The organism is Selenomonadales bacterium 4137-cl (assembly GCA_032334055.1).
In the GTDB taxonomy this organism is placed as follows: Bacteria; Bacillota; Negativicutes; order Sporomusales; family UBA7701; genus Anaeroselena; species Anaeroselena agilis.
Genome location: JAUOZS010000001.1, coordinates 3,404,182 through 3,427,092 on the forward strand (window position 1 = coordinate 3,404,182; position 22,911 = coordinate 3,427,092).

21 protein-coding genes, 1 tRNA gene and 1 other annotated feature are annotated in these 22,911 nt (G+C 58.8%); of the genes, 3 read left to right on the forward strand and 19 right to left on the reverse strand.

Features of this window, described 5'->3' with window-relative positions:
* Positions 1-95: 95 nt before the first annotated feature.
* The 10 genes from Q4T40_17790 to Q4T40_17835 form a co-directional block, all read right to left on the reverse strand.
* Positions 96-902: a hypothetical protein gene (locus tag Q4T40_17790; GenBank protein ID MDT8903090.1), complete on the reverse strand. Its 807-nt coding sequence runs from the start codon at positions 900-902 to the stop codon at positions 96-98.
* A gap of 501 nt (positions 903-1,403) precedes the next feature.
* Positions 1,404-2,714 (reverse strand): metallophosphoesterase, encoded by a 1,311-nt coding sequence (locus Q4T40_17795; GenBank protein ID MDT8903091.1) that lies wholly within the window; start codon positions 2,712-2,714, stop codon positions 1,404-1,406.
* A gap of 359 nt (positions 2,715-3,073) precedes the next feature.
* Entirely contained in the window at positions 3,074-3,928 is an 855-nt protein-coding gene (locus Q4T40_17800) for an IS3 family transposase (GenBank protein ID MDT8903092.1), read from the reverse strand.
* A gap of 677 nt (positions 3,929-4,605) precedes the next feature.
* Positions 4,606-4,680 (reverse strand) — tRNA-Val (locus Q4T40_17805).
* A 156-nt stretch (positions 4,681-4,836) separates the two neighbouring features.
* The gene (locus Q4T40_17810) at positions 4,837-5,586 is read right to left on the reverse strand and encodes a DUF169 domain-containing protein (protein ID MDT8903093.1); all 750 of its coding nucleotides are present in this window, start codon (positions 5,584-5,586) and stop codon (positions 4,837-4,839) included.
* A gap of 254 nt (positions 5,587-5,840) precedes the next feature.
* On the reverse strand, positions 5,841-7,139 hold the full coding sequence (locus Q4T40_17815; GenBank protein ID MDT8903094.1) for a phenylacetate--CoA ligase: 1,299 nt from the start codon (positions 7,137-7,139) through the stop codon (positions 5,841-5,843).
* Positions 7,136-7,720: a tryptophan transporter gene (locus Q4T40_17820; GenBank protein MDT8903095.1), complete on the reverse strand. Its 585-nt coding sequence runs from the start codon at positions 7,718-7,720 to the stop codon at positions 7,136-7,138. Before Q4T40_17820 ends, Q4T40_17815 begins: the two co-directional genes overlap by 4 nt.
* A gap of 341 nt (positions 7,721-8,061) precedes the next feature.
* Positions 8,062-8,742, reverse strand: a complete 681-nt coding sequence (locus tag Q4T40_17825) for an energy-coupling factor transporter transmembrane component T (protein ID MDT8903096.1) — start codon at positions 8,740-8,742, stop codon at positions 8,062-8,064.
* On the reverse strand, positions 8,735-9,559 hold the full coding sequence (locus tag Q4T40_17830) for an ABC transporter ATP-binding protein (protein MDT8903097.1): 825 nt from the start codon (positions 9,557-9,559) through the stop codon (positions 8,735-8,737). The genes Q4T40_17825 and Q4T40_17830 overlap by 8 nt, the downstream gene beginning before the upstream one ends.
* Positions 9,552-10,424 carry an ABC transporter ATP-binding protein gene (locus Q4T40_17835; GenBank protein MDT8903098.1) on the reverse strand — a complete coding sequence of 291 codons (873 nt, stop codon included), beginning with the start codon at positions 10,422-10,424 and terminating at the stop codon, positions 9,552-9,554. Before Q4T40_17835 ends, Q4T40_17830 begins: the two co-directional genes overlap by 8 nt.
* A gap of 42 nt (positions 10,425-10,466) precedes the next feature.
* Positions 10,467-10,723: a binding site (T-box leader), on the reverse strand.
* Positions 10,724-10,840: 117 nt separating this feature from the next.
* Between Q4T40_17835 and Q4T40_17840 the strand changes: the two genes are divergently transcribed.
* Complete coding sequence (locus Q4T40_17840; GenBank protein ID MDT8903099.1) at positions 10,841-11,233, forward strand: hypothetical protein; 393 nt, start codon at positions 10,841-10,843, stop codon at positions 11,231-11,233.
* Positions 11,234-11,464: 231 nt separating this feature from the next.
* On the opposite strand, the gene Q4T40_17845 is transcribed toward Q4T40_17840, so the two are convergent.
* Positions 11,465-12,643: an alanine--glyoxylate aminotransferase family protein gene (locus Q4T40_17845; GenBank protein MDT8903100.1), complete on the reverse strand. Its 1,179-nt coding sequence runs from the start codon at positions 12,641-12,643 to the stop codon at positions 11,465-11,467.
* A 175-nt stretch (positions 12,644-12,818) separates the two neighbouring features.
* Here Q4T40_17845 and Q4T40_17850 point away from each other — a divergent pair, with 175 nt between their 5' ends.
* Positions 12,819-13,979 carry a D-alanyl-D-alanine carboxypeptidase family protein gene (locus Q4T40_17850; protein ID MDT8903101.1) on the forward strand — a complete coding sequence of 387 codons (1,161 nt, stop codon included), beginning with the start codon at positions 12,819-12,821 and terminating at the stop codon, positions 13,977-13,979.
* Here the strand turns inward: Q4T40_17850 and Q4T40_17855 are convergent.
* The 7 genes from Q4T40_17855 to Q4T40_17885 all read right to left on the reverse strand — a co-directional run bounded on the left by Q4T40_17855 (position 13,974) and on the right by Q4T40_17885 (position 19,673).
* Positions 13,974-14,753 carry a protein-glutamate O-methyltransferase CheR gene (locus Q4T40_17855; protein ID MDT8903102.1) on the reverse strand — a complete coding sequence of 260 codons (780 nt, stop codon included), beginning with the start codon at positions 14,751-14,753 and terminating at the stop codon, positions 13,974-13,976. The genes Q4T40_17850 and Q4T40_17855 overlap by 6 nt on opposite strands.
* A gap of 15 nt (positions 14,754-14,768) precedes the next feature.
* Positions 14,769-15,536, reverse strand: a complete 768-nt coding sequence (locus tag Q4T40_17860; GenBank protein MDT8903103.1) for an OmpA family protein — start codon at positions 15,534-15,536, stop codon at positions 14,769-14,771.
* 149 nt (positions 15,537-15,685) lie between these two features.
* On the reverse strand, positions 15,686-16,804 hold the full coding sequence (gene ald / locus Q4T40_17865; protein ID MDT8903104.1) for an alanine dehydrogenase: 1,119 nt from the start codon (positions 16,802-16,804) through the stop codon (positions 15,686-15,688).
* Between the two features lie 216 nt (positions 16,805-17,020).
* Complete coding sequence (locus tag Q4T40_17870; GenBank protein MDT8903105.1) at positions 17,021-18,193, reverse strand: amidohydrolase; 1,173 nt, start codon at positions 18,191-18,193, stop codon at positions 17,021-17,023.
* 1 nt (position 18,194) lies between these two features.
* On the reverse strand, positions 18,195-18,872 hold the full coding sequence (gene hypB, locus Q4T40_17875) for a hydrogenase nickel incorporation protein HypB (protein ID MDT8903106.1): 678 nt from the start codon (positions 18,870-18,872) through the stop codon (positions 18,195-18,197).
* Positions 18,872-19,213, reverse strand: a complete 342-nt coding sequence (gene hypA / locus Q4T40_17880) for a hydrogenase maturation nickel metallochaperone HypA (GenBank protein ID MDT8903107.1) — start codon at positions 19,211-19,213, stop codon at positions 18,872-18,874. The genes hypB and hypA overlap by 1 nt, the downstream gene beginning before the upstream one ends.
* On the reverse strand, positions 19,206-19,673 hold the full coding sequence (locus tag Q4T40_17885) for a hydrogenase maturation protease (protein ID MDT8903108.1): 468 nt from the start codon (positions 19,671-19,673) through the stop codon (positions 19,206-19,208). Before Q4T40_17885 ends, hypA begins: the two co-directional genes overlap by 8 nt.
* 281 nt (positions 19,674-19,954) lie before the next feature.
* Here Q4T40_17885 and Q4T40_17890 point away from each other — a divergent pair, with 281 nt between their 5' ends.
* Positions 19,955-21,124 (forward strand): diguanylate cyclase, encoded by a 1,170-nt coding sequence (locus Q4T40_17890; GenBank protein MDT8903109.1) that lies wholly within the window; start codon positions 19,955-19,957, stop codon positions 21,122-21,124.
* Positions 21,125-21,177: 53 nt separating this feature from the next.
* On the opposite strand, the gene polX is transcribed toward Q4T40_17890, so the two are convergent.
* Complete coding sequence (gene polX / locus Q4T40_17895; protein MDT8903110.1) at positions 21,178-22,902, reverse strand: DNA polymerase/3'-5' exonuclease PolX; 1,725 nt, start codon at positions 22,900-22,902, stop codon at positions 21,178-21,180.
* Between the last annotated feature and the right edge of the window lie 9 nt (positions 22,903-22,911).

Sequence of the window (22,911 nt, forward strand, 5' to 3'; positions counted from 1 at the left end):
TCAAATTTCAATTTTAACCATTACGCCAGACAACCCAAAACCATTTTGCTCGCGAGACTTTTCATTTTCGCACCCTGTTTTTAGTGCACTTTGCACTAAAATTTATAGGCAATCTCAAAATATGGTCCTGATTGCTTGAATTGCGCCTTACTGCCATCCGAACTTTTTTCTTTAACATTAAGGTCGAAAACACGATACGCCGCTTTAACGCTGAATTGTTTATTCGCCTGGTATTTCAGCCCGGCCTCGGCATCGTAAAAATACCCGTACTTCCCTAACGGCAGACCGCTGATTTCGCTAAAAAAGCTCACACCCCTGCTGGCTCCCGGATTTGTCTCCAACCTGAAACCGATTGTCGGGACAACGCCGCGAAACTGCTTTCTTTTGGTCACCGTATTGCCGGTACCGGCATCCCGGCCGGTGATTGACGCATCAAAACTAAACACCTTGATATCAATCAGCCAGTCGGTGGCAATCGCCTGTGACCTGGTAATCGGCCTCAGCCATGTAAGCCTGCTGTAATACACATCGAGATCGGCAGCAGCCGAAGAGCCGGCTTGGTATACAACGCCGCCCCAAGTAATATCGTAACCCAGTGTTTTCGATCCCTTAAAATCCCATTCGGTATAAGATAATCGCAGGCAATCGTTAAGCCAAAGCCTGTACTCCGGAGCGTTTTTGTTGCGCACACCTAGGTCTTTTTTAAAGGAAACGTCGCGTGCACCTATGCCGTTAAGCACATAGTGGGCGTTAAACTCCAGCGATGGTTTAAAATAACCAACCTCAAGCGCCATCATCTTCTTCTCCGGCGCCCCGTCTTTCTTCTCCGAGGCCAAGGCCACTCCGCCCATGGCAGCGATTGACGCGATAATTAGTGCGGTTATGCATAGTTTTTTGTTCATCTCGTTCTTCTCTCCTCATCAACGATACCCGAATGTTTGAAAAGCTTATATCAAAACCAACCGTTGACAACCGCTGTTCGACTGACCTTCCCTTTACAGGACAGAACAGGGGCATCCGGCTTGGTCGATACTAAACATATTCCCCAAGGAATTGTTACATCCTGCCAAATTATCGCATGTTTTGACATAATATTCGCTCGGTGGACCTGAAGTAACGCAAAGGTAGCAGACGCTATCACTTCAGACTGTTTGCCAGTCCAAATCCGGTCCTTGTCCAGTTCAACCATTTGAGCAAAGTTGGCATTTGTATCATCGCATTTCCTAGTGGAACGACATCGCATTTAGCCGCTTCCGTCTCGGCATAACGCTCACCGCCAGCAAAAGATCAAGCCAGATGTAGTTCGTATTCTACATCTGGCTTGAAAAATTGCCCAAACCAACGGCCAGAATATCCTATCGATGGTACAAGGCCGCCTCATTATAGGCGTTGATCAGTCCGCCTCATTTGCTGACGCTTGCGCTTATATCGATAGCAGAGCCATCCTCCGTAAACTTGTAGAGCGCAGCCGTATCTTTTTTGCCGGTGGTAATGACCACAAAGGTCCTGGTGGCATCCGGGTAGTCGGCGTTGTGGTCGATCCACGTTCCGGAGTTCAGGTAGTACTTACCGTTGCCCATGCCCCGATAAACGGGCACATGGGTATGTCCAAACACGACCACGTCCACTTTTTCGTTCGGGTTTTCAAGGTACTGCGCCTTAGTTTGCCTGAAATAGTATTCCCAGTCCGTGGCGCCGGCTACCGCCTCGATAAAGCTGTTCGGAACCTTGACGTTATTGATCTTTTGGCGCTCGCCCCATGTGCGCTGGACATTTTTGAACAGCACTGGCGCGGAAATAGTTCCGTCCTTCTGCTGCGCCGGGAAGAAATCAAGAAAAGTATACGCATTGTCAAACCCGGCGATGCGCATATCGAATATCTTCTCGTCAAGGCCCTCGTTGGGCGTCATCCGCGCGGAGATTTTTTTGAGAAGCGAATAATAAAGATAAGCGCCATACTGATCCGTATCGTTCTTATCCGGCACGTCAGTTACTACGGGCAGTTTCTTCTCTACCTTCGGGCGACCCTCCAGCACCCAGGTTGCGGCATAGCGGGCGTAAAAATACCCTGCAGGCAAAATGGTATTGTCATTGCCGCACAGTTCCGCGTTGGTGACCGTGTCCGGCGCGGAACACACGTCGTATCGGTGACCGTGTTCGATTACGATCTCGTTTCGGTCGCCTGTGTAATAAGCGCCAAGCCCGTTGGCATCCCTGGCCTGAACGATGTTAGGAATCGCTTCCTGCAAGATGCTGGCCTCCAGCAGCATATCATGATTCCCTATAACGTAAACCAGCTTTATTCCTTTCTTGGTCACATTGTTCAACTCGTCGATCACGGCCTGATTGTTGGCAATCACTTTCTTATAAAATTGCCGTTCATCCGTGTAGCTCGGATAATAGACCGGCAGAAACCACTCGTCCAGAAAATCACCGGCGATCACCAGTTCGCGCACATCCTTGGTGCTTTGCAGGCGCTGCAAGAATTCAATAAGCCGCTGACGGTTTTTCAGCGTTTCGGTATAGCGGTCATCGATGCCGAGATGGATGTCGCTTATAACGACGATTTTGTCTCTTGTACCGCCGGCATCCCATAAAGCGGCGGCGCCCTCCGGCGCGGAGGCTCGCGCGCCGGTATTCCACGAAAATCCAGTGGTGAACAAAGAAATCGCCATGCTAGCCACCAGCAATAAAGAGAGAATTTTTGCTTTCATGTTCATTTCCTCCAATGATTCCATATTGTCGACCGGTAGTCAGCGTGGAGATACTCAAGCTACTTGTTGGTAAGCAACCGCCTTTGTGACTGCGTGTACGTTTCCTCGTGTTCGCGAGTTTCCATTGGATTGCCTATCTCCCTAATAACTACATATAAATGTCGATATTAGAAATATTTAGAGGTATACAAGTCTTGTTCCTGCCAACTGTTTACAATAATGACAAAAACATTGCATTGACACAAAATAAGCCTATTCTAAGCCCATCATAGATGAGATAAAAGCGACCTCCGGGTAATTTGCACTGAACCCCGGCCAATGGACACAGATAAAAAGCCCTATCGTAGGATTAGATGAGATTACGCAAACTGGCGTCGTTTTTCGAGCGGCGTCAGTTTTGTTTTGAGTTGAATACGCTCGTGGTTGTAGAAAAAAATGTAGTTATCAATAAGCTGACGCGCCTGATCGACCGTCTTTGGCTTATGCCGCCGGATACACTCGGTCTTAAGGATGCTGAAGAAGTTTTCTGCCGGCGCGTTGTCATAGCAGTTTCCCCGCCTTGACATGGACGGAGTAATGCCGTAATTTTGAGTTAGGGTGAAATATGCCTGGGAAGTGTATTGAAACCCCTGGTCACTGTGGAGGTGCAACTCTGCAGTGACCGCTTCTTTTGCCTTGGCTTGCCGAACGGTTCGCAGAACCAGGTTGACCGACTGCTCGGTTCCAGTCTGGTAGGCGACAATACTGTTGTCAAACAGGTCGCGAATCATGGATAGATACAAGGTTCCCTGCGGCGTCTGGATATAGGAAACATCCGTTACCCATTTCTGATTAGGTTTGATAGCTGTGAAATCGCGGCCGAGGATATTCGGATACCGGTGCAGTTGACCGCTCATCTGCCGGTACTTTTTTCTGCGCCGGATTTGCGCCAGCAACCCGTACTTGTTCATGATGCGCAGCACCGCCTTATGGTTTTTCTTAATGCCTCGCCTCTCAAGCCATATCCCCACACGCCTATAACCGTAAGTTCCATTAGTCTGCCGCTGGCATTTTTGAATCAAGGCGGCCAACTTCTCCTCGGCGGATGACCGGTCTTTCCGTTTGAGATACGCGTAGTAGCCGCTTCTTGATACCTCAAAGAAATTACACATGACCGCAACCGGATGCTTGCCGGCATTTTGCGCTATGGCTATGTACTTAACCTGTGCTCTCACATCCTTCCAGCAGCGTGAAGAAAAGACCGGTATAGTTCCACTTCTCTTTCAAGTTCCCGTATCCGCAGCTCCATCGCGTGGTGTGCAGTTATCGGGCTTTTTCTGGGGCGGCCTTTCTTCTTGGGGGATGCCGGAAGGGTGGTCTGTCTCCGATTGTACCGGTTAATCCAGTTCTTGATTTGTACTTTTTCAAGACCCAAGGCATCTGCTATCTCCCGCCTGGTTCTTCCATCTTGTCGCATTTGCAGGATAATCCGCTCAGCCGATTGCATATCTGTCCATTTCCGTGACATACAAAACCTCCTATCGTAGTTATCCTACAACAGGAGGCTTTTTTGCTCAATGTCCGTTTTTTCGGGTTCAGTTCAATTCAGGAGGCTCAATCTTTCTTTGCGCAAGCTATTGCGGAACCAGCGGCCTCTTTAATGTGAGTGATTGCTTTTCTATGTATACAGCTATCCGAATTGTCCCTGTCGAATCCTAAAAACCGTGTTAGGTAACAATTTAGGCAGCAACTTTTAGACCAATGCTAAGTAAAAGTAACTCAGGCTACCGCTAAATCATTTCATTTTAGCCAGTACCACTTTACACTATCCGTTTTATATCATTCCAAATCATTTTGGGCATCAAAAACAAAAAAGCCTCGCGAGTACAACCTCGCGAAGCCTCGTGTTTCCTGGTGGGGCATGCTGGTTTCGAACCAGCGGCCTCTTGAATGTGAATCAAGCGCTCTCCCGCTGAGCTAATGCCCCAAAGACAATGTGTTGTGAGCTTGTCCCTTCGACCAATAAGTCATCGGTCTTATATCTGATAGTATACCCCCTAAGGGGGGCGATAATCAAGTGTAGAATTTTTTTTCTTGTCTTGCATAGTAATGGAAATTACGATCCCGAGGGTTTAAGAACCGCTTACTTTTCAAGCTCCCGCCGCACCTCTTCGGCTATTCTTTTCATTCTCGCCGCGTGTTCTTCGCGCGTAGAATGATACTGCGGCAAGTCCCATTCCATGACGTTGAGGCTATCCACAATACCGGGAAGCACATCAAAAGGAAGCGACAACAAAAGCAACCCTTCCGGGAACAGGCCGCGCGCCTTCATCCCGTGGTGCAGCCCGGTAACCATAAGATTAACCTCGCCGTGAACGTAAGGATACATATACAGCCATGCGCACCCCGCCACGGTCGTTCCCCTGGCGGTCCAGCCGGCCCCGTTCTTATAGCCCGCCGCTCTAAGCACCACTTCCGCCTGACTGGGCCTGGCGGTAACAATTAGCAGGTCGGGATCGAAACACAGTTGGTTAAGAGGGGCAAACGCCACGAAGTTGACGCTGCCCTCCGCCAGTCGCGGCATTTTACCGTAAATTCTCCTGTTTGCCCGGGCATCCTCGTATACACCCAATTTGGGGCCGATCATCCCGCTCTCAAAAACAGGGTCAGGCTTATCCATCCCCAAAAGGATCGGCCCCACCTTGCACTCGTGCTCGTCTTTGGTCGTATAGAACGGGCGCCCGTCCTGCGCCTCCTTCAGCATTTGGCAAAAGGCCGCCTTCTTATCAAGCCGCTCCAGGCCGTCCGGCCTTGTCAAAAGAAACTTTACCCCTACCGGCTGGTGCTCGAACCCAAACCGTTCAAAAATAGTTAAATCAATCCGTCCTTCCATATAAACCTCCCGTATGACAACCTTCAGTAGCCGGACCTGCCTGGGCAGCCTGATCATTCTTAGCCGGCAGTCCTCGGAACGGTCATCAACTCGATCCTTGTAACGTGATATTTCTCCGTGAGCGGAGACTCCTCCTCCCATATAATACCTGTTATCTTTTTCATGCCCCTTCAGTCAGCAAAAAGACCTTGCGCCTAGGCACAAGGTCTCATAACAAAGTTTCGCCGCCACTCCTCCGCGAGGATACGAGGACGTCACATGGCCCGCTTGTCGATGACCCGCCTGGCCTTGCCTTCGCTGCGCTCGATCGTCTTCGGGGGCACCAGCCTCACCAATGGGCTGAGGCCGGTTGCCGCCTTCATCCGTTCCTGGACCCTGTGCTCGGCGGCCCGCACCGCCTCCGGCGAACCGTCGACCAAGCCATTGGCCTTCTCGACCAGCACGGTGAGCTTGTCGAGGCTGCCCTCGCGCTCAACCAGCAGTTGATAGTGGGGTGTAGTTTCACCGAGGCTGAGAAGCACGTCCTCGACCTGTGAGGGAAAGACATTCACGCCGCGAATGATGAGCATGTCGTCGCTCCGCCCCAGCACCCGGTCCATGCGGGTCTGGGTCCGTCCGCAGGCGCACCGCTCCCGCCGCAAGGCGGACAGATCGCGGGTGCGGTAGCGGATCATCGGCAGACCTTCCTTGGTCAGGGTGGTGATGACTACTTCGCCCTTCGCCCCGTCCGGCAACACCTCGCCGCTCTCCGGGTCGATGATTTCCGTGTAGAAATGATCCTCCTGGATGTGGAGACCATCGTGGGCGGAGCACTCGCACGCCACTCCGGGACCGATGATCTCGCTCAGGCCGTAGACGTCAAACGCCTTGACGCCGTAGGTCTCCTCGACCTGGTCGTGCATGCTGTCGGACCACGTCTCCGCACCGCAGAAAATCGACTGCAGCGCCGTATCCTCGGGTTTTACGCCCATCTCCCGCATCGTCTCGGCCAGATGCAGCGAGTACGACGGCGTGATGATCATCGCCGTTGTGCCGAAATCCTTCATCAGCATGACCTGACGGGCCGTGTTGCCCCCCGAGATCGGCACGACCGATGCGCCCACCAACTCGGCGGCGTAATGAAACCCCAGCCCGCCGGTGAACAGCCCATAGTTGACCGCCACCTGGAAAATTGAGCTGTCCGTCAGCCCGCCGGCCACCAGCGTCCGAGCCAATACCTCGGCCCATACCCCCAGATCGTTCCGGGTATAAGCGACCACCGTCGGCCGGCCGGTCGTGCCGCTTGAGCAATGCACCCTGACGATTTGTTTCATCGGCACGGCCAGCATCCCGTAAGGATAAGCGTCGCGCATATCCTGCTTGGTCGTGAAGGGCAGCTTGCTAATATCGGCAAGAGTGCGGATATCCTCCGGCTTTACCCCCTTGGCTTGCATCTTGGCCCGGTAGGACGGCACATTATGATAAGTCCGCTCGACAACCTTGCGCAGGCGGGTAAGCTGCAGCTCCTCGATCTGCGACCGGCTGCCCTGTTCCATCGTTGCATTCCAGATCATGCTTTCTCCTCCTTCGTAACAACAGCCGTCTTCCCGGCAAACAGCCTCATAGCCGGGAAATAAAGCACCTGGGCGACAACGCAGTTCACCGCTCCCACCGTCAGCACCACCGGCATCATGCCGTAGACGTAAACCTGCATCGGGATGCTCATAACAATCTTCGTGACGGTGATGAATACGAAGCCGCTGGCCAGAGTGCCGATGAAGGTGCTCACCGCCGGCTGGAGGGTAAGGCCGAGAACTTTCAGCCGACCGGTAAGGCCGGCCACGAGAGCGCACGCCACCGCGCCCACCGGCTCACTGATGAGATTGGCGTACGGAAAGATCGCCTTCGATGTCACCATACACACCACTCCGGCCACCAGGCCGATGCCAGCGGCCTGCTTAAACCCCGGCCGAACGACGAGGATGGCCAAGCAATACATGGCAATAAGCCAGTTGGGAGTGATGCCTGCTATGCTCGGACTGACAAGCCGCAGAATTACGCCGATAGCCAGCAACAGCGCCGTTACCGCAATCCCCCTGGTGTTGCCGCCCGTTTTCTCCACGCGTACCATTTCCTGATCGTTCCGGTTTTCCATTTGTATTCCTCCCGCTTTTATAAAGTAAAATAAAAGACCCGTCCCCAGCCAGGGACGGGTCATAACCCGTGGTGCCACCCAAGTTAGCCGCAGAGCGGCTCACTCTTCCGGATGCGGGCCAAATCCCGCTATCCGCTTCCCTTTAACGGGGGAATTCCGACGGCGCCTACCCCGCTCGCGCGGCTCGGGCCGTGTCTCCCGGGTCCATTCGCCATGCCGAGCGGTGCCAACCTCACACCATCGTTGGCTCGCTGCGACTCTCCTGCATGGATACTACTCCCGATCCTCGACTTCGCATATTCGGTTGCCTACTAAGTCCTACTTTGGAGTCTGCTGCAGAACTATCGATAAAACCGCATTGCCACGATCATCGCCGTGCCGGCCGCCAGCGTGGCCAGCGTCAAGTAGTCGCGGGCCCCGAAAGCGATGCTGGTGCCGTAACTCCCGGCCCGGCTGGCGCCGAAGCCTCTCAGCTCCAGGCTCATGGCCATCGTTTCCGAGCGGGCCACCGACCGCAGCACCAGCGGCTGCACGATCGTCAGGTAATTCTTCAGCCTCCGGGCCACGCTCCCCCGGTTGGAATAACCCCGGCAGGCCTGAGCCTCCTGCACTGCCTTGATCTCGGCCAACAGGTCGGGGATGAAGCGCAGCGAGGCCGTCACCATGAAGGCGTATTCGTAAGGTACGCGCAGCTGACGCACCAGCGAGGCGGTAAGATCCTGGATGCGGGTGGTGGCCAGCAGGAGGATGAACAGGCCGGTCATCATCGCCATGCGCAGGCCGACGACCGCCGAAAACTCCGCCTCCGCCCCCAGCGCGTACTGCATGGCCGCAAGCCCCGCGGCGAAGATGCCCAGGCTGCCCAGCGCCTTGTAGCTTCCGGCCGGCACCCGCGCCAGGGCGAACATCGCCAGCAGCGCGGCCGCCAGCAGCGCCAGGGCCGCGGCCGAATCAAGCAGCATCGCCCACAGCGACACGAGAAAAACCATCGCGAGTTTCGTCAGGGGCGCCGTCTTACGCATACAGTCTCCTCCTCGTCGCACAGATTTCGCCGCACAATTCCTCCGGCACGACCGATCCACTCATTACGCCATGGTCCTTAAGTCCTCTGGCCACCTTCGCCGCCGCCGGCTCGCGAAGGCCCCAGGCGCTCACGTCGGCTTCCCCGGCGAACAGCTCGCGCACGCCGCCGTCGAATACCACCCGGCCGGCGGTCATCACCACCGCTCGGTGCGCATAGCGGGCCAGAAGCTCCATATCGTGCGTGACCAGCAGGATCGCCATTCCCTTGGCGTTCAGCCCGGTCAGCAGCTCCATCAGCGCCGTCTTCTCGCGCGCGTCCTGCCCGCTGGTCGGTTCGTCGAGGATCAGCAGCCGCGGCGACAGTGCCAGCGCCGACGCGATCGCCAGGCGCTGCTTCTGCCCTTTGGACAGCGTCCGCGGGTAAGCGGCGGCCAGCGCCGCAAGGCCGGTAGCCTCCAGAGCCGCAGCGACCGCCTCCCTTACCTCGCCGGCGGAAAACCCGAGCTGCTCGGGTCCGTAGGCAACCTCCTCCGCCACCGCATCGCGGAAAATCTGCCTGTCCGGATTCTGGAACACATAACCGACCTGGCGGGCAATCACCGCCGTCGCGCTCCCGGCCGTTTCACGGCCATCCAGCATTATCTTGCCAGCCGCCGGCCGCAGCAGACCCATTACCAGCCTGGTCAGCGTCGTTTTGCCGCTGCCGTTGCGGCCGGCGATGGCCACGAATTCGCCCTCGCCGACCTTCAGACTCGCGTCACGGACGGCGTATCGCCCAGCTTTATAGCAATAGCTCACATTTTCGATCTCAAGCACTTTTCGTCCCCTCCCGGTGCCGGGCGCCGATAAAGCCGCCCAACTCCTCCACCGCCTCGCCCGCGTGCCGCCAGGGAGCAAACCCGGCGTCCAGCCGGTCTTCCAGGCCGAACTTGAGCTGCCACAGCGGCGGCACCATCGCCGCCAGATCCTCCCGGCGAGCGATCAGCGGCAGCACCTCCTCCGGCCGTCCCTCGCAGGCCACCCGTCCGCTGGCCAAGACCACGATGTTATCGGCGTAAGCAAGCACCCGGGCCAAATCGTGCTCCACCACCAGCACCGTCATGCCGTACTCGCGGTTGAGAAGGGCCAGCAGTGCGTATAAATCCTCGGCCCCTTCAGGGTCGAGAGCCGAGGCCGGTTCGTCCAGCACCAGGATTCCCGGCCTGGTCGCCAGCACCGAAGCGATCGCCAGGCGCTGCTTCTGCCCGCCCGACAGCGAGCCGACCTCCCGGTCCTCCATCCCCGCCAGCCCTACCTGAGCCAGCACCTCGCCGATCCGGCGGGCGATCATGCCGTGCTCGACGCCGCGATTCTCAAGCGCGAAAGCGACCTCCTCGGCCACCGTCATCGTCACCAATTGACTCTCGTAGTCCTCCAGCACCGTGCCAACATGGGCGGAAAGCTCCCCCATACTGCTGCCGGCGGTATCCAGACCCGCCACCTTGACGCCGCCCGCCATGCTGCCGCCGAAGTAATGAGGCACCACGCCGCACGCCGCCAGACAAAGCGTCGTCTTGCCCGCGCCGCTCGGTCCGGCCACCGCCGTGAACGAGCCCCGGGCCACGGTAAGGCTGACGCCGTCCAGCGCTTTCTCGGCGCCGTCGTATGCATAGCTAAAATTCTCGAACACCATTGCCGTCATCGTCAAACCTCCCGCCCAAAATATAAAAACCCCACGTCCCGGTGAAGGGACGAGGGGTTAACCCGCGGTGCCACCCTAATTGGCCGCCTGAGCGGCCCAGCTTTACATGGTACGGGAGCCAAGCTCCGATACCCGCTTCCCGTTAACGGAGGAAGATCCCGACGGCGCCTACCCCGCGGCTGCGGATCGGACCGTATCTCCCAGGCCCATTCGACATGTCGAGCAGTGCCAAACTCCCACCACCGTTGGCTCGCTGTAACCCTCTTGCCATGTGTACTCTTCCTGGTCATCGATGCTAATATATGTATTTTGGTATGAGTATAGCAGACCGGACGCGCCCTTGTCAACACATTTTCCCCCACTCCGCAAATACACGGGACGGGTATGGGGCAAACTACTCACGCGGAGGTGTAATCATGGAAGGAATAATATGCGCCAGCTGTCACTCCTGGCTGACCATTGACACGGGCGCGTGTCCCGGCTGCGGCTGCCCCGTCGTGCTTGAAGGCGACAACAAGAGCGTAATCGACCACCTGCAGCCCAACTGCCTTATCCATCGGTACGAGGGGTCCGACATGCTAGAGCCGGCGGCCATCGTCAAGGAAGGCAAAACCAACATTAAAGCCGCCACCCGCCTCAAAGAGTACGCCCAACCCGTCACCGTTCCCAAAAACAAGGTCTATGCCTTCGATCAGAACATTCTCGGCAGCATCCAGGCCCTCAGGAACGAACGCACCGCCACCATCAGGAGGTATGACGAGCAAATAGCCAGTCAGTGGCAGCAGCTTAAACCTTATAAACCAAAATAGGGGAGCCGCTGATAAGCCCCCATCTACGTTGCCCCCGCAAGGGGGAGGCCGCCGTTCTAAAGCGCTTAAGCGCCAAGAACGGCGCACTTGGTCCTGCGGGAGCGCGCTCGCCGTACACCCCGAAGTACTGTCTCGCGCGCTTCCTCGGCCCGCCTAGTATCTGTGGATTTCTAAGCGGCTCCGGCAAAACAATTTAAAGGCCGGGGAAAAATCCCCGGCCTTTCGTGATGCTTATTTTCCGCAACCGCACGAGCAAGAAGGAGCAGCGGCTTTGTCCCATTCGGCGCAGGCCGCGCCCACCGCCGCACCGGATTGGACCGGTACGCCCAGGGCGTTGAGGGCCCGTTCCACCGACGACAGCGTCTTCACGATCTCGGTGATGCAGACGTTGCCCATATGGCCGATACGGAACGCCTTGCCCTTGATCTCGCCCAGAGCGCCGGCCACGACAACGCCGTAGTCCTCCATCTTGGCCCGGAAGGCGGCGCAGTCCACCCCGGCGGGGTAATAGGCAACCGTCAGGGTCGGCGCCAGCGCCGCGGCGGCCGTGACCGGCTTTACGCCGATCGCCGCGAGACCGGCCCGCACGCTGCGGCCGATGCGATCGTGGCGGGCATAGCGGTTCTCCAGCCCTTCGGCCAAAATGATCTTGACCGATTCGTTCAGCGCCAGGATCAGATTGACCGGCGGGGTGGCGAAATATGTGGACGGATTATCCATGATCGGCAGCCAGTTCTTCCAGTCGCTATAGTAGGTCGGGACGGTGCCCAGCGCCTCGCGCCGGGCGAGAGCCTTGGCGCCGATAGCCACCATCGTCAGGCCGGGCGGCGTTCCGAAGGCCTTCTGGCAAGTGGTTACGATCATATCGATGCCCCAGTCCTTCATCGGCTCGGGGATGCCGGCACTGGCGCACACGCCGTCAAGGATGAACAGGGTATCGTACTTTTTGGCCAGTTCGCCCACTTCCTTGGGCTGGGCCATGACGCCCGAAGAAGTATCGACATGGGTAAGGGTGATAGCGGCGTACTTTTTCGCCGCCAGCTTTGCCTCGATCTCCGCCAGCGGCACGCGCTCGCCCACCGGGCAGCTTAATACGTCGGCCTTGATGCCGAGCGCCTTGGCCACCAAAGCGTAACGGTCGCCGAACACCCCGTGGGTGACGACGAGAATCTCTTCGCCGGCCCTTACGGTATTTATCAGCCCCATCTCCATCGACAGCGTGCCGGCCCCGCCGACGACGATCATCTGCTCGGCCTGGAAAATGGTTTTGAGGCCTGCCAGGCACTCCTTGTAAGCCTTCACAAAACCGCCATAGGTATGACCGTACGTCTGGGTCGCCATCGCCTGCCGGATGGGATCGGCCACCGGCGTCGGCCCGGGAATCATAACCAGCGGATCAGTTTTAATCATTGAAATCGCCCCTCTCAATAACGTTAGTCTTAAAAAAATACGGTGCCGGCCGGCAAAAATCCTGCCCCGGCGGCATTCCTTTCTCGCATAGCCGCTATGCCTTTATCCGAACATCCGGCGGAATTAACCGCCCTTGCCGGCAATATACTTTATTAGTTTGCACTGGAGGGACAGCATGGCTTGGCAGCGCATAACCCTCACCCTCATGGCCGTGTTCATCGGCATATGTCTGGTATTGCCGGCCGCGGCCGCCGCCCCGCCGCAGATAAAAGCGCGCGCCGGCGTGCTCATCGACGCCAAAACCGGCGAAGTACTGTTTGAAAAGAATAGCCGCGACCGCAACGCGCCGGCCAGCACCACCAAGATTATGACCGCCATTCTCGCCATCGAAAACGGTCGGCTTGACGACCCGGTAAGGGTCAGCCTCCGGGCGGCCGCCACCCGGGGCTCGTCCATGCACCTCTACTCAGGCCAGATCCTCTCTTTGCGCGAGCTTATCACCGGCCTGCTGATGCGCTCGGGCAACGACGCCGCCGTCGCCATCGCCGAACACCTGGACGGATCGAGCGATGCGTTCGTCGCGCGAATGAACGAGCGGGCCCGCACCCTCGGCGCCACCGACACCCACTTTCGCAACCCCCACGGGCTTAGCGCCCCGGGCCATTATTCCTCAGCTTACGATCTTGCGCTCCTGGCCCGCTACGCTCTCGCCGACCCGACCTTCGCCGCCATCGTCGGCAGCAAGGAGATCAGCATCGAATGGCTCGACCGGCGCGGACGCGAAAAAGACATCAACCTCCGCAACACCAATAAGCTGCTCTGGATGCTCGAAGAAGCGGACGGAGTGAAAACCGGCACAACCGGCGAGGCAGGACCCTGTCTGGTCTCCAGCGCCACCCGCGGCAACCACAAGCTCATCGCCGTCGTCCTCCACGACCATTCCCGCTGGTACGACTCGATGCAGCTTCTGAAATACGGATTCGACAACTACGATTTATACGACTACGCCGACCAGGGCGCCCTGATCGCAACCCTCCCCGTAGAACGCGGCCTCGCCGCGACAGTCGACGCCGTCGCCGCCGGCCCCGCCGCCCTCGTCGTTCCCACCGCCGACTACTCGCGGGTTACGGTAGAGGTCGACCTGCCGAAAACGATAAGGGCCCCGGTATACCGGGGCCAGAAAATCGGCGAAGTTGTCTTTTTCGTCGACGACAAGGCGAAAAAAACGGTCGATCTTGTCGCCAACTGTGAAGTCAGCGAACGCACCCTTGTTAAAACCTTCCTCCGCGGCCTGCTCCACACCTTCCGCCTGCTGGCAGGCTGGGGAGTGCTATGACGGCTTGCGGTAAAAGAAAGGCAGATAGTGTTGAAAGCCGATCTCGCGGAAATTAAGGATCGCCTCGGTACCACCGACGAAAAAGACCCCACCTGGCTTCAGGGCGGCGAAGAACCGGCGGTAGAGGGCATCCTTGGCCTCCTCGGTGAAATAGATGACCACGTTGCGGCAGAGTATCAGGTCGAAACCGCTTTCAAACTTGTCGAGCAGCAAATTGTGGCGCTGAAACTCCACCATCGCTTTGACTTCATCCTTGACAGCGTAACTGTCGCCATTTTTGGTGAAATACTTCTCCAGCCTCTGCACCGGAATATTTTTCAGTTCGCCGGACGCGTAAACTCCCTGCTTGGCCTTGGCCAGCATCTCCACATCCAGATCGGTCGCCAGGATGCGGTGGCGGACCGCGGGAGCCTTCTGCAGCAGGATCATCGACAGAGAATACGGCTCGGCGCCCGTCGAACATCCGGCGCTCCAGACATTGAGCCGCGAACTGCGCGCCAGGAGATCGGGAACAACCTTTTCCTCCAGCTCGACAAACTTCTCCGGCGTGCGGAAGAACTCGGTCACGTTGATTGTCAGATAATCGATGAAATCCTTATAAATCTTGGCATTGCCCTCAAGAAGCTGAAAAAAGGCCATATAAGTCGAAACGCCGTGACGGTTCATCAGGTTGGTTATCCTGCGCTGCATCTGCGCGGGCTTGTACTGGTTAAGGTCGATGTTGGATTTTACGAACAATTTCTGCTTAAAAAGCTCCCAATCGTCCAGTGCCATACTGCCTCCATACTTTTATCTTTTAATCGGATCAAAAGTTCTTATCTCGCCACCGGATCGTTCGGTACGGAGAATGACGATATCCACCCGCCGATTTTTCGCCCTGTTCTCTTCCGAAGTGTTGGGATATAGCGGCCGGTACTCGCCGTAACCCAGCGAGGCCAGGCGTTTGGGGTCGACGCCGTGCTTGTCTATCAGATAGCGCGTAACCGCTATCGACCGGGCTGCCGACAGTTCCCAGTTTGAAGGGAACCGCACCGTATTGATCGGCAGATTGTCGGCATGGCCCTCGATCCGCACATAGCGCGCGGCATTCTTCAGCGCTTTGCCGACCGCGTCCAGCATGCCCAACGCGTCCTGACGCAGCTCGGCGTCGCCGAGGTCGAACAGCACGTTATCCAGGAAGCGGATCGTCAGTCCGCGTTCGTCGACAACGAACATAACCTTTCGCTGATCCTTGACATTCGCCTGCACTTTGCGGATGATATCCTGAAAATCTTCCGTGTCCTTGCTGCCGTCCAGGCTGACGACCTGTTCGACCGGCTGGGTACCCTGCTGGGTATAAATGAGACTGGAAGCCGAGCCCTCGGTCCGGAAAGCCACTGCCAGGGAATTCTTCAAAGCATTGAATTTGGCCACATCCGCCTTGCTCATTGCGTACATGATGACGAAAAAAGCCATCATCAGGGTGATAAGATCAGCATAGGTCAATAGCCAGCGCATCATGCCGGCCGCATCGTGACCTCCCCCGCCGCCGCCTCCGCCGCCGCGTCTTTTGGCCATGTCCCCACTCCTTCAGTCGCCTTCGAAGTGTCTATACATAATAAGTGCCTATGTTTGGTTTTCTTCGACAACACTCTACATTTTTCCTACAAGAAATATAAGCGGGGTGGTGAAAATTCACCACCCCGTCTACGGCCGCTTATTCCAGCCTACCCCAGCGCTTCGGCCAGCGGCGTGTACTTAAGTCCGAGAGCATCGGCGACAGCCTGATAGGTTACCTTGCCGTTCACGACGTTGACGCCCTTGGCAAGACCGGGATTATCTATAATCGCCTGCTTGTAACCCTTACTGGCGATCTGCAGCGCGTAATCGATGGTCGCATTGGTAAGCGCGAACGTCGACGTACGGGCCACCGCTCCCGGCATGTTGGCCACCGCGTAGTGTACAACGCCATGCTTTACATACACGGGGTCGCTGTGCGTGGTAACGCGGTCGATAGTAGCCACCGAGCCGCCCTGGTCGATGGCGACGTCAACAATCACCGAGCCCGGCTCCATCGCCTTGACCATCTCCTCGCTAACCAGCTTGGGCGCTTTGGCCCCCGGCAGCAGCACCGCGCCGATCAACAAGTCGGCCTTGCGGACCCAGCACGCGATATTGTAGCTGTTGGACATGATCGTCATTACCCGGCCGCCGAACAGGTCATCGAGATAATTGAGCCGTTCGATCGACTTATCGATAATCGTTACCCTGGCCCCCATGCCCACCGCCATCTTGGCGGCGTTGGTGCCGACGCCGCCACCGCCGATGATGACGACCTGGGCCGATTCTACCCCCGGCACGCCACCGAGAAGGATGCCCTTGCCCCCCCACTGCTTCTCAAGAAACTGAGCGCCGATCTGCACCGACATCCGGCCAGCCACTTCGCTCATCGGCGTCAACAGCGGCAGCGACCTGTGGGGGCCCTCGATCGTTTCATAGGCGATGCCGACAACCTGCTTGTCGAGGAGCGCTTTCGTCAACGCAGGCTCGGGCGCCAGATGCAGATATGTGAAAAGAATCTGCCCGGAGTGGAAGAGATCATACTCTGGTGCCAACGGTTCTTTGACCTTCATAATCATCTCGGCGTCGTCGAACAGCTTGCGCTTGTCGGCAACAATCGTGGCCCCCGCTTTTTCGTAAGCCGCGTCGCTGATGCCGCTGCCGAGCCCCGCGCCGGCCTCCACCATTACTTCGTGGCCGGCTGCTTTAAGAGTCGCCGTGCCTGCGGGGGTGAGAGCCACCCGGTTTTCGTTATTCTTGATTTCCTTCGCAACCCCGATAATCATCTTTATTCCTCCCGCTAGCTTGAATGTGCTTAACACGATTAAAGGATGCAAATTTCATGCCAGCACACAGAGGCGACGGCCGGGCAGACTTTTTGCCCGCGTTGGAAACAATAGTTTACAATTTCGGAATCATTTATTTCCGCCATGGTACCGTTTGTTACCAGACCAGCGCGTAAAGCGACCCGCCCCCTTCACGGTGGCGGGTCGCACTATCCCTTATTCTCGCCAGGCGGCGATCGTCTGCGCGGCGTCGACTTCGCCTACGGCTCCATCGAGGATGACCAGCCGCGGCCGCGAAGCCACCGCCAGCGGCGGCCCGTCCCACACCACCAGATCGGCGTCCATACCGGCCGCGATGCGGCCCACCCGCTCGCCGACCCCAAGGATGTCGGCCGCCTCGGCCGTTATCGCCCGGAGCGCCTGCTCCTCCGACAGACCGAACCGCACCGCCAGCCCTGCATATACGGGAAGAAAAGCCGCCGGCAGCACCGGATGGTCGCTCATCAGGGCGAACCTGACGCCATTGGCGGCGAGCACGGCCGGCGCGGCGAAGCTGCGATCCTTGAGCTCGAGCTTGCTGCGGGTAGTAAGGTTTGGCCCCACCACCAGTCTTGCTTGCCTCGCCGCCAGCAGCTCGGCGATATTATGTCCCTCGGTGGCGTGCTCTACGATCACCTCCACGCCGAACTCGGCAGCGATCCTGAGCGCAGTGACGATATCGTCCGCCCGGTGGGCGTGAGCCCTGAGCGGCATCTCCCCCCGCAGCACCCTGGCCACCGCCTCTAGGCCGAGATCGAATCTCCAGTCCTTCTCGCCGGCGCGGGCCACATAATCCTTCGCCTTAAGCAGCGTCTCCCGCACCAGGGCAGCGGTAGCCATCCTCGTTACGGGAGCCTTCTTCTGCTCTCCGTAAACCCGCCGGGGATTCTCCCCGAAGGCGATCTTGAGCCCGGCGTGGCGCTTGAGCAGCATCTCTTCCGCCGACGCGCGGCGGCGGGTCTTGATGATGCTGCACTGGCCGCCCACCGGGTTGGCGCTCCCGGGAGCCACCATGACCGTCGTTACTCCCCCGGCTACAGCGTCGGCCAAACCGGCGTCGTCAGGGTTGATGGCGTCCAGAACGTCCATCTCCGGCGTCGTCGGCCTGCTGGTCTCGTTGACTTCCTCCCCCGCCCAGGCGTAAGCCTCGGTGTATACTCCCAGGTGGGTGTGGGCGTCGATGATCCCCGGGGTAACATACCGGCCGGCCGTGTCGATAACGGTCGCCGCCGCCGGTACGGCCACGCGCTCGCCGACAGCGACAATCTTGCCGCCTTCGACCAGCACCGTGCCGCCCGGCAGGGCGGGGCCGGCCATCGTCAGCACCGTTCCTCCCGTCAAAGCCAGCATCTTAATTCCCCTGCCGGCCGGCGGCGGCCTTTTTCGCCGCCACCCGGCCGCGCAGCCAGTCGAACCAGCCCTCAAGGCCCTCGCCGGTGCGGCAGGAAGCCGGAATGAGCGTTATCTGCGGATTGATGCTCGTAATGTCCTCGGTAGCGGCAGCCAGGTCGAAACTAGTATAAGGCAGCAGGTCGATCTTATTCACGACGACCGCGCCGGCCTGCTTGAAGACCAGCGGATACTTGAGCGGTTTGTCCTCGCCCTCGGTAACGCTCAGCACCGTCGCCTTCATATCCTCGCCGATGTTGAATTCGGCCGGGCAGACGAGATTACCGACATTTTCGATTATCAGCAAATCGAGATTCTCCAGGTCGAGCCTGTCCAGGACGCCTTTGACCATGTTGGCGTCCAGGTGGCAGCCGCCGCCGGTATTGATCTGCACCACCGGCACCCCCTGACGGGCGATGCGGTCAGCGTCCTTGTCGGTAAACAGGTCGCCCTCGATAACCGCCATGCGCAGCTCGTCCTTGAGGGCTGCGATCGTCCGCTCCAGGAGCGAAGTTTTTCCCGAGCCCGGCGACCCGAGCAGATTCAGCGCGAAAATACCGCGGCGGGAAAGCTGTGCATTCACCTCGGCGGCGAGTTGGTCGTTCTTGTCGAGGATATTGGCCATAACCTTGATTTCCACTATTCCACCTCCAAATGTTCCACCCTAAGTTCCCGCCCGGAGACGATCTCCACCCCCGCCGACCCGCATCCGGGGCACAGGAAACGGAACCGTTCCACCCGGAATTCGCGGCCGCAGTCCCGGCAGCGGCCAACCAGCGGCAGCACTTCCACTTCGAGCTCGGCCGCCGCCGCCGCCGTTCCCGCCGCCAGCGCGGCGAAGCAAAAGGTAAGGGCCTCGGGCTCGACCTCGGTCATCTCTCCTACCTGCAGCTTGATGCGGGCCACGGTCGCAGCGTCGTTCTCGGCCGCCGCCGCCAGCGCAATATCCAAAATCCCCTGGGCGATAGCCATCTCATGCATCAAAACAGTCCTCCAAATCCGCGATGATCAAGTCCGCGACCCGCCCGGCCGCAACCGCCACCGGCGGAGACAACTCAAGCCCCGGGTCCATGCCGGCAGGTTCGACCCCGTAAATAACGATAGGCGGCAAGCTGGCCGTCCGGGCCAGGAGCGCGAGGGTCTGTGGCAGGGTGAAATCGTGCAGCGAAAAACCGGGCGAAGTCTCCGCCTGGCCTAGATCGGCCGGCGTCAGGCGGTAGACGGAGCCAGGCTCGCCGCCGCCGGCCAGAGCGTCGACGATGATAATCCTGCCCGCGTCCAGCAAAGAGCCCAGTATCTCCAACGACGCCACGCCGCCGTCGACCGCCTCCGCGCCGCGAGGCAACCCTCGCTCCGCCAGAGAGCGCACCACATGGATACCCACCCCATCGTCGCCCATCAGCAAGTTGCCGAAACCGACAACAACCGTACGTTCCACCATTTTCCTCCGCCCGCCATCGGTTATTTCCCGGAAATGTACAATGAGCCTTTGTAACTATTAGCGCATTACAGGCGCATTTCCTGCCGGGGGCGCTGTGTGCAACCGCAGCGGCCTGTAATAATCTGTCGCCGGTGCCGACACAATATTCGCCTTCTTCCGCACGCAATCCCCGACTCACCGCAGAACCCCCGGGGTTCGTGGCGATTCCGGGAGGATTTCTTGCGTCCGGAGCCGAAAGTAATTACAGGAGGCGATAATTGTACCCGAGGCGGTGATAAAAAATGCATATGCCGTTGCTACAGATCGACCTGTGGGAAATGACCTTCGAACTGCTTCAGGATCTCGCGGTCATGTACACAGTAATCACTTTAGTTATGCAGAAATATACCGCCCAAGGGCTCGACCGGCGACGCCGGACTGCGCGCCTCGACCTTCAGGCCGTCCTCTTCTTCTGCCTGCTGGCCGCCTGTGCCATGCTTCTCAAAGTTGAACTCGTCCCCTCCCAGGGCATCAGGTTCGACCTGCGGCTGGCTGTTCTTACCCTGGCGGGCGTCTACCTAGGCCCTGCCAAAAGCGCCGTCGTAGCCCTCTTCACCGTCGTTTTCCGCCTCTTACTCGGCGGCCCTGGCTGGCTGTGGTGGGTGGCAGGGGCTTTCCTGTACGGGCCGGTCGCCTTCCTGACAACCCGGTTCCTGCCCGCCGGCTGGGGCGTGACCGCCGCCGCCCTCGCCAATGCCGCCATCTTCATGGGCGCGCTGGCAATCCTAAGCCTTTTCACCGGCGCTTTCGACTACTACTCCCCCTACGTTTCCCCCGCCAACTTCTGGCGGCTGACCATAATAGAACTGCTGATGATTCCCCTCGCCACCCTTATTCTCGACTGGGCCCTCAAAAAATCGCTCGCCTTTCACCGCAGCTACAGCGACCTCGCCTGGCAGGCCAACTTCGACGGCATGACCGGCCTAATCAACCATCGCCACTTCCAGGAGCTGCTTACCAGCCTGCTGACCGTGCCGCAAAACCAGCCGCTGTCGGCGCTGATGATCGACATCGACCACTTCAAGCGATACAACGACGCCTTCGGACATCAGCGCGGGGACACCCTGCTTCGCGAACTCGCCGCCCTATTCATGGCCAACGTAAGAAACGACGACATAGCCGCCCGCTACGGCGGCGAAGAGTTCATCATCATCCTGCCCGCCACAGACACCGAGGCGGCGCTCGACATCGCCGAGCGCATGCGCCGGGCCGTGGCGGCCCACCCTTTCTACGGACGCGAAAAAATGACCAACGGGCGCGTCTCCGTATCGATCGGCGTGGCCACCTACCCCGTCGACGCAGCTGGCAAAAACGCCCTCATTTCCGCCGCCGACAAGGCCCTGTACACCGCGAAAAGGGCAGGGCGGAACCAGGTGAAGAAATACACCCCCGATATGGAAGACGCATCGTGACCAAACGGAAGCACCGCCCGGCGGCGGTGCTTCTCCTATTCCTTGCCGGCCGGTCAGGCCCTTTTCCGTCTCAGCAAGGCCATAGCCTCGGCCGCCGGCCGCGTGTTCACGATATCGGCCGCCGACAGCCATCCCTTGCGGGCCACGGCGACGCCGTACCGGACATAATCAAGCTCAGCCGGCGCGTGGGCATCGGGGTTAACCGCCAAAAGCACCCCCGTCTCCTTCGCCTTACGGCACCACCGCCAGTCGAGATCAAGGCGATAGGGGCTGGCGTTGATTTCGATAACCGTGCCCGTGGTTGCCGCCGCGGCGATGACTGCCCCCAGGTCGACCCCGTACCCGTCCCGGGCCAGCAGTATCCGGCCGGTGGGGTGGCCGAGAACGCCCACATACCGATTTTCCATCGCCCTGATGATCCGCCGCGTCATATCCGCCTCGCTCTGGCGGAAAGCGGAATGGACGGAGGCAATGACAAAATCGAACTCCGCAAGCACCTCGTCCGGATAGTCGAGCGAACCGTCGGGCAAAATATCGCATTCGATGGCCGCCATCAGTCTAAAGTCGGGGTTGGCCGCGTTCAGACGCTCGATCTCGCGGCGCTGTTCGGCCACCGTCTCCAGCCGGAGGCCGCGGGCGTAAACCGCCGTGCGGCTGTGGTCGCTCACCCCCAGATAACCCCAGCCACGCTCCCTCGCGGCCGCCGCCATTTCCGCCGGCGTCGCGCTGCCGTCGGAAAAGGTCGTGTGCACGTGAAAAACACCCTGAATATCCCTGGCGGTCACCAGCTCCGGCAGCGTCCCGCCAGCCGCGGCTTCGATCTCGCCCAAACCCTCGCGCAGCTCCGGCTCGATATAAGCCAGCCCCAGCATCCGGTAGAAAGCCGCTTCGTCGGGCACCGGCAGCCGCTCGCCGACCGCCGTCTCGATCCCGTACTCATTGATCTTCAACCCTTTATCCTTGGCCAGGCCCCGCAGGCCCACATGATGTTCCTTGCTGCCCGTAAAGTGGTGGAGCGCGGCGGCGAACTCCTCCGGCATCACGGCCCTAACATCCATATTCATCCCGTTCGCCAGCCTGACGCTCGTCTTGGTCGGCCCCCGGCCGAGCACCGCTTCCACCCCGGGCATCGCGGCCACGAGCTCCGTCGCTGCCGCGGGGTCGGCCGCCGCCACAACGACATCGATATCCTTCACCGTCTCCTTGCGGCGGCGTATGCTGCCCGCCACCGCAGCCCGATCCACTCCCGGCTGGCCCTCGAGCCAGGCGGCCGCCTTCTCGGCCAGCGGCCAGGCATCGACCAGGAGAAACTGCCCCTGAAACCTTTTAACATAATCGATCCCCTGCAGAATCCGCTCCTGGGTCTTTGCGCCGAACCCCGGCAACGCCACCAGGCGGTTTTCGCGGCAGGCGTACTCAAGCTCGCCGATCGAATTCACTCCAAGCTTCTCGTAAAGCTGCAGCGCTTTCTTCGGCCCCAGACCGGGAATCTTCACCAGCTCGAACAGTACCGCCGGAACCGCGGCCTTCAGTTCTTCGAAATACTTCACCCGGCCGTCGGCCAAAAACTCGCGGATTTTGAGGCCGAGCGCCTGGCCGATCCCCTTGGTCGCATCCATCCGCCCGCTGGCCACGAAGTCTTCCAGGTCGCCATCCAGCTCCTCCAGAATCCGCGCCGCCGTCTCGTATGCCCGGATCTTGAAAGGATTCTCCCCCTTCAGTTCCAGCAGCACCGCAACCTCGGCGAAAATCCGCGCCAGTTCCTGCTTATCAGCCACCAGACACCA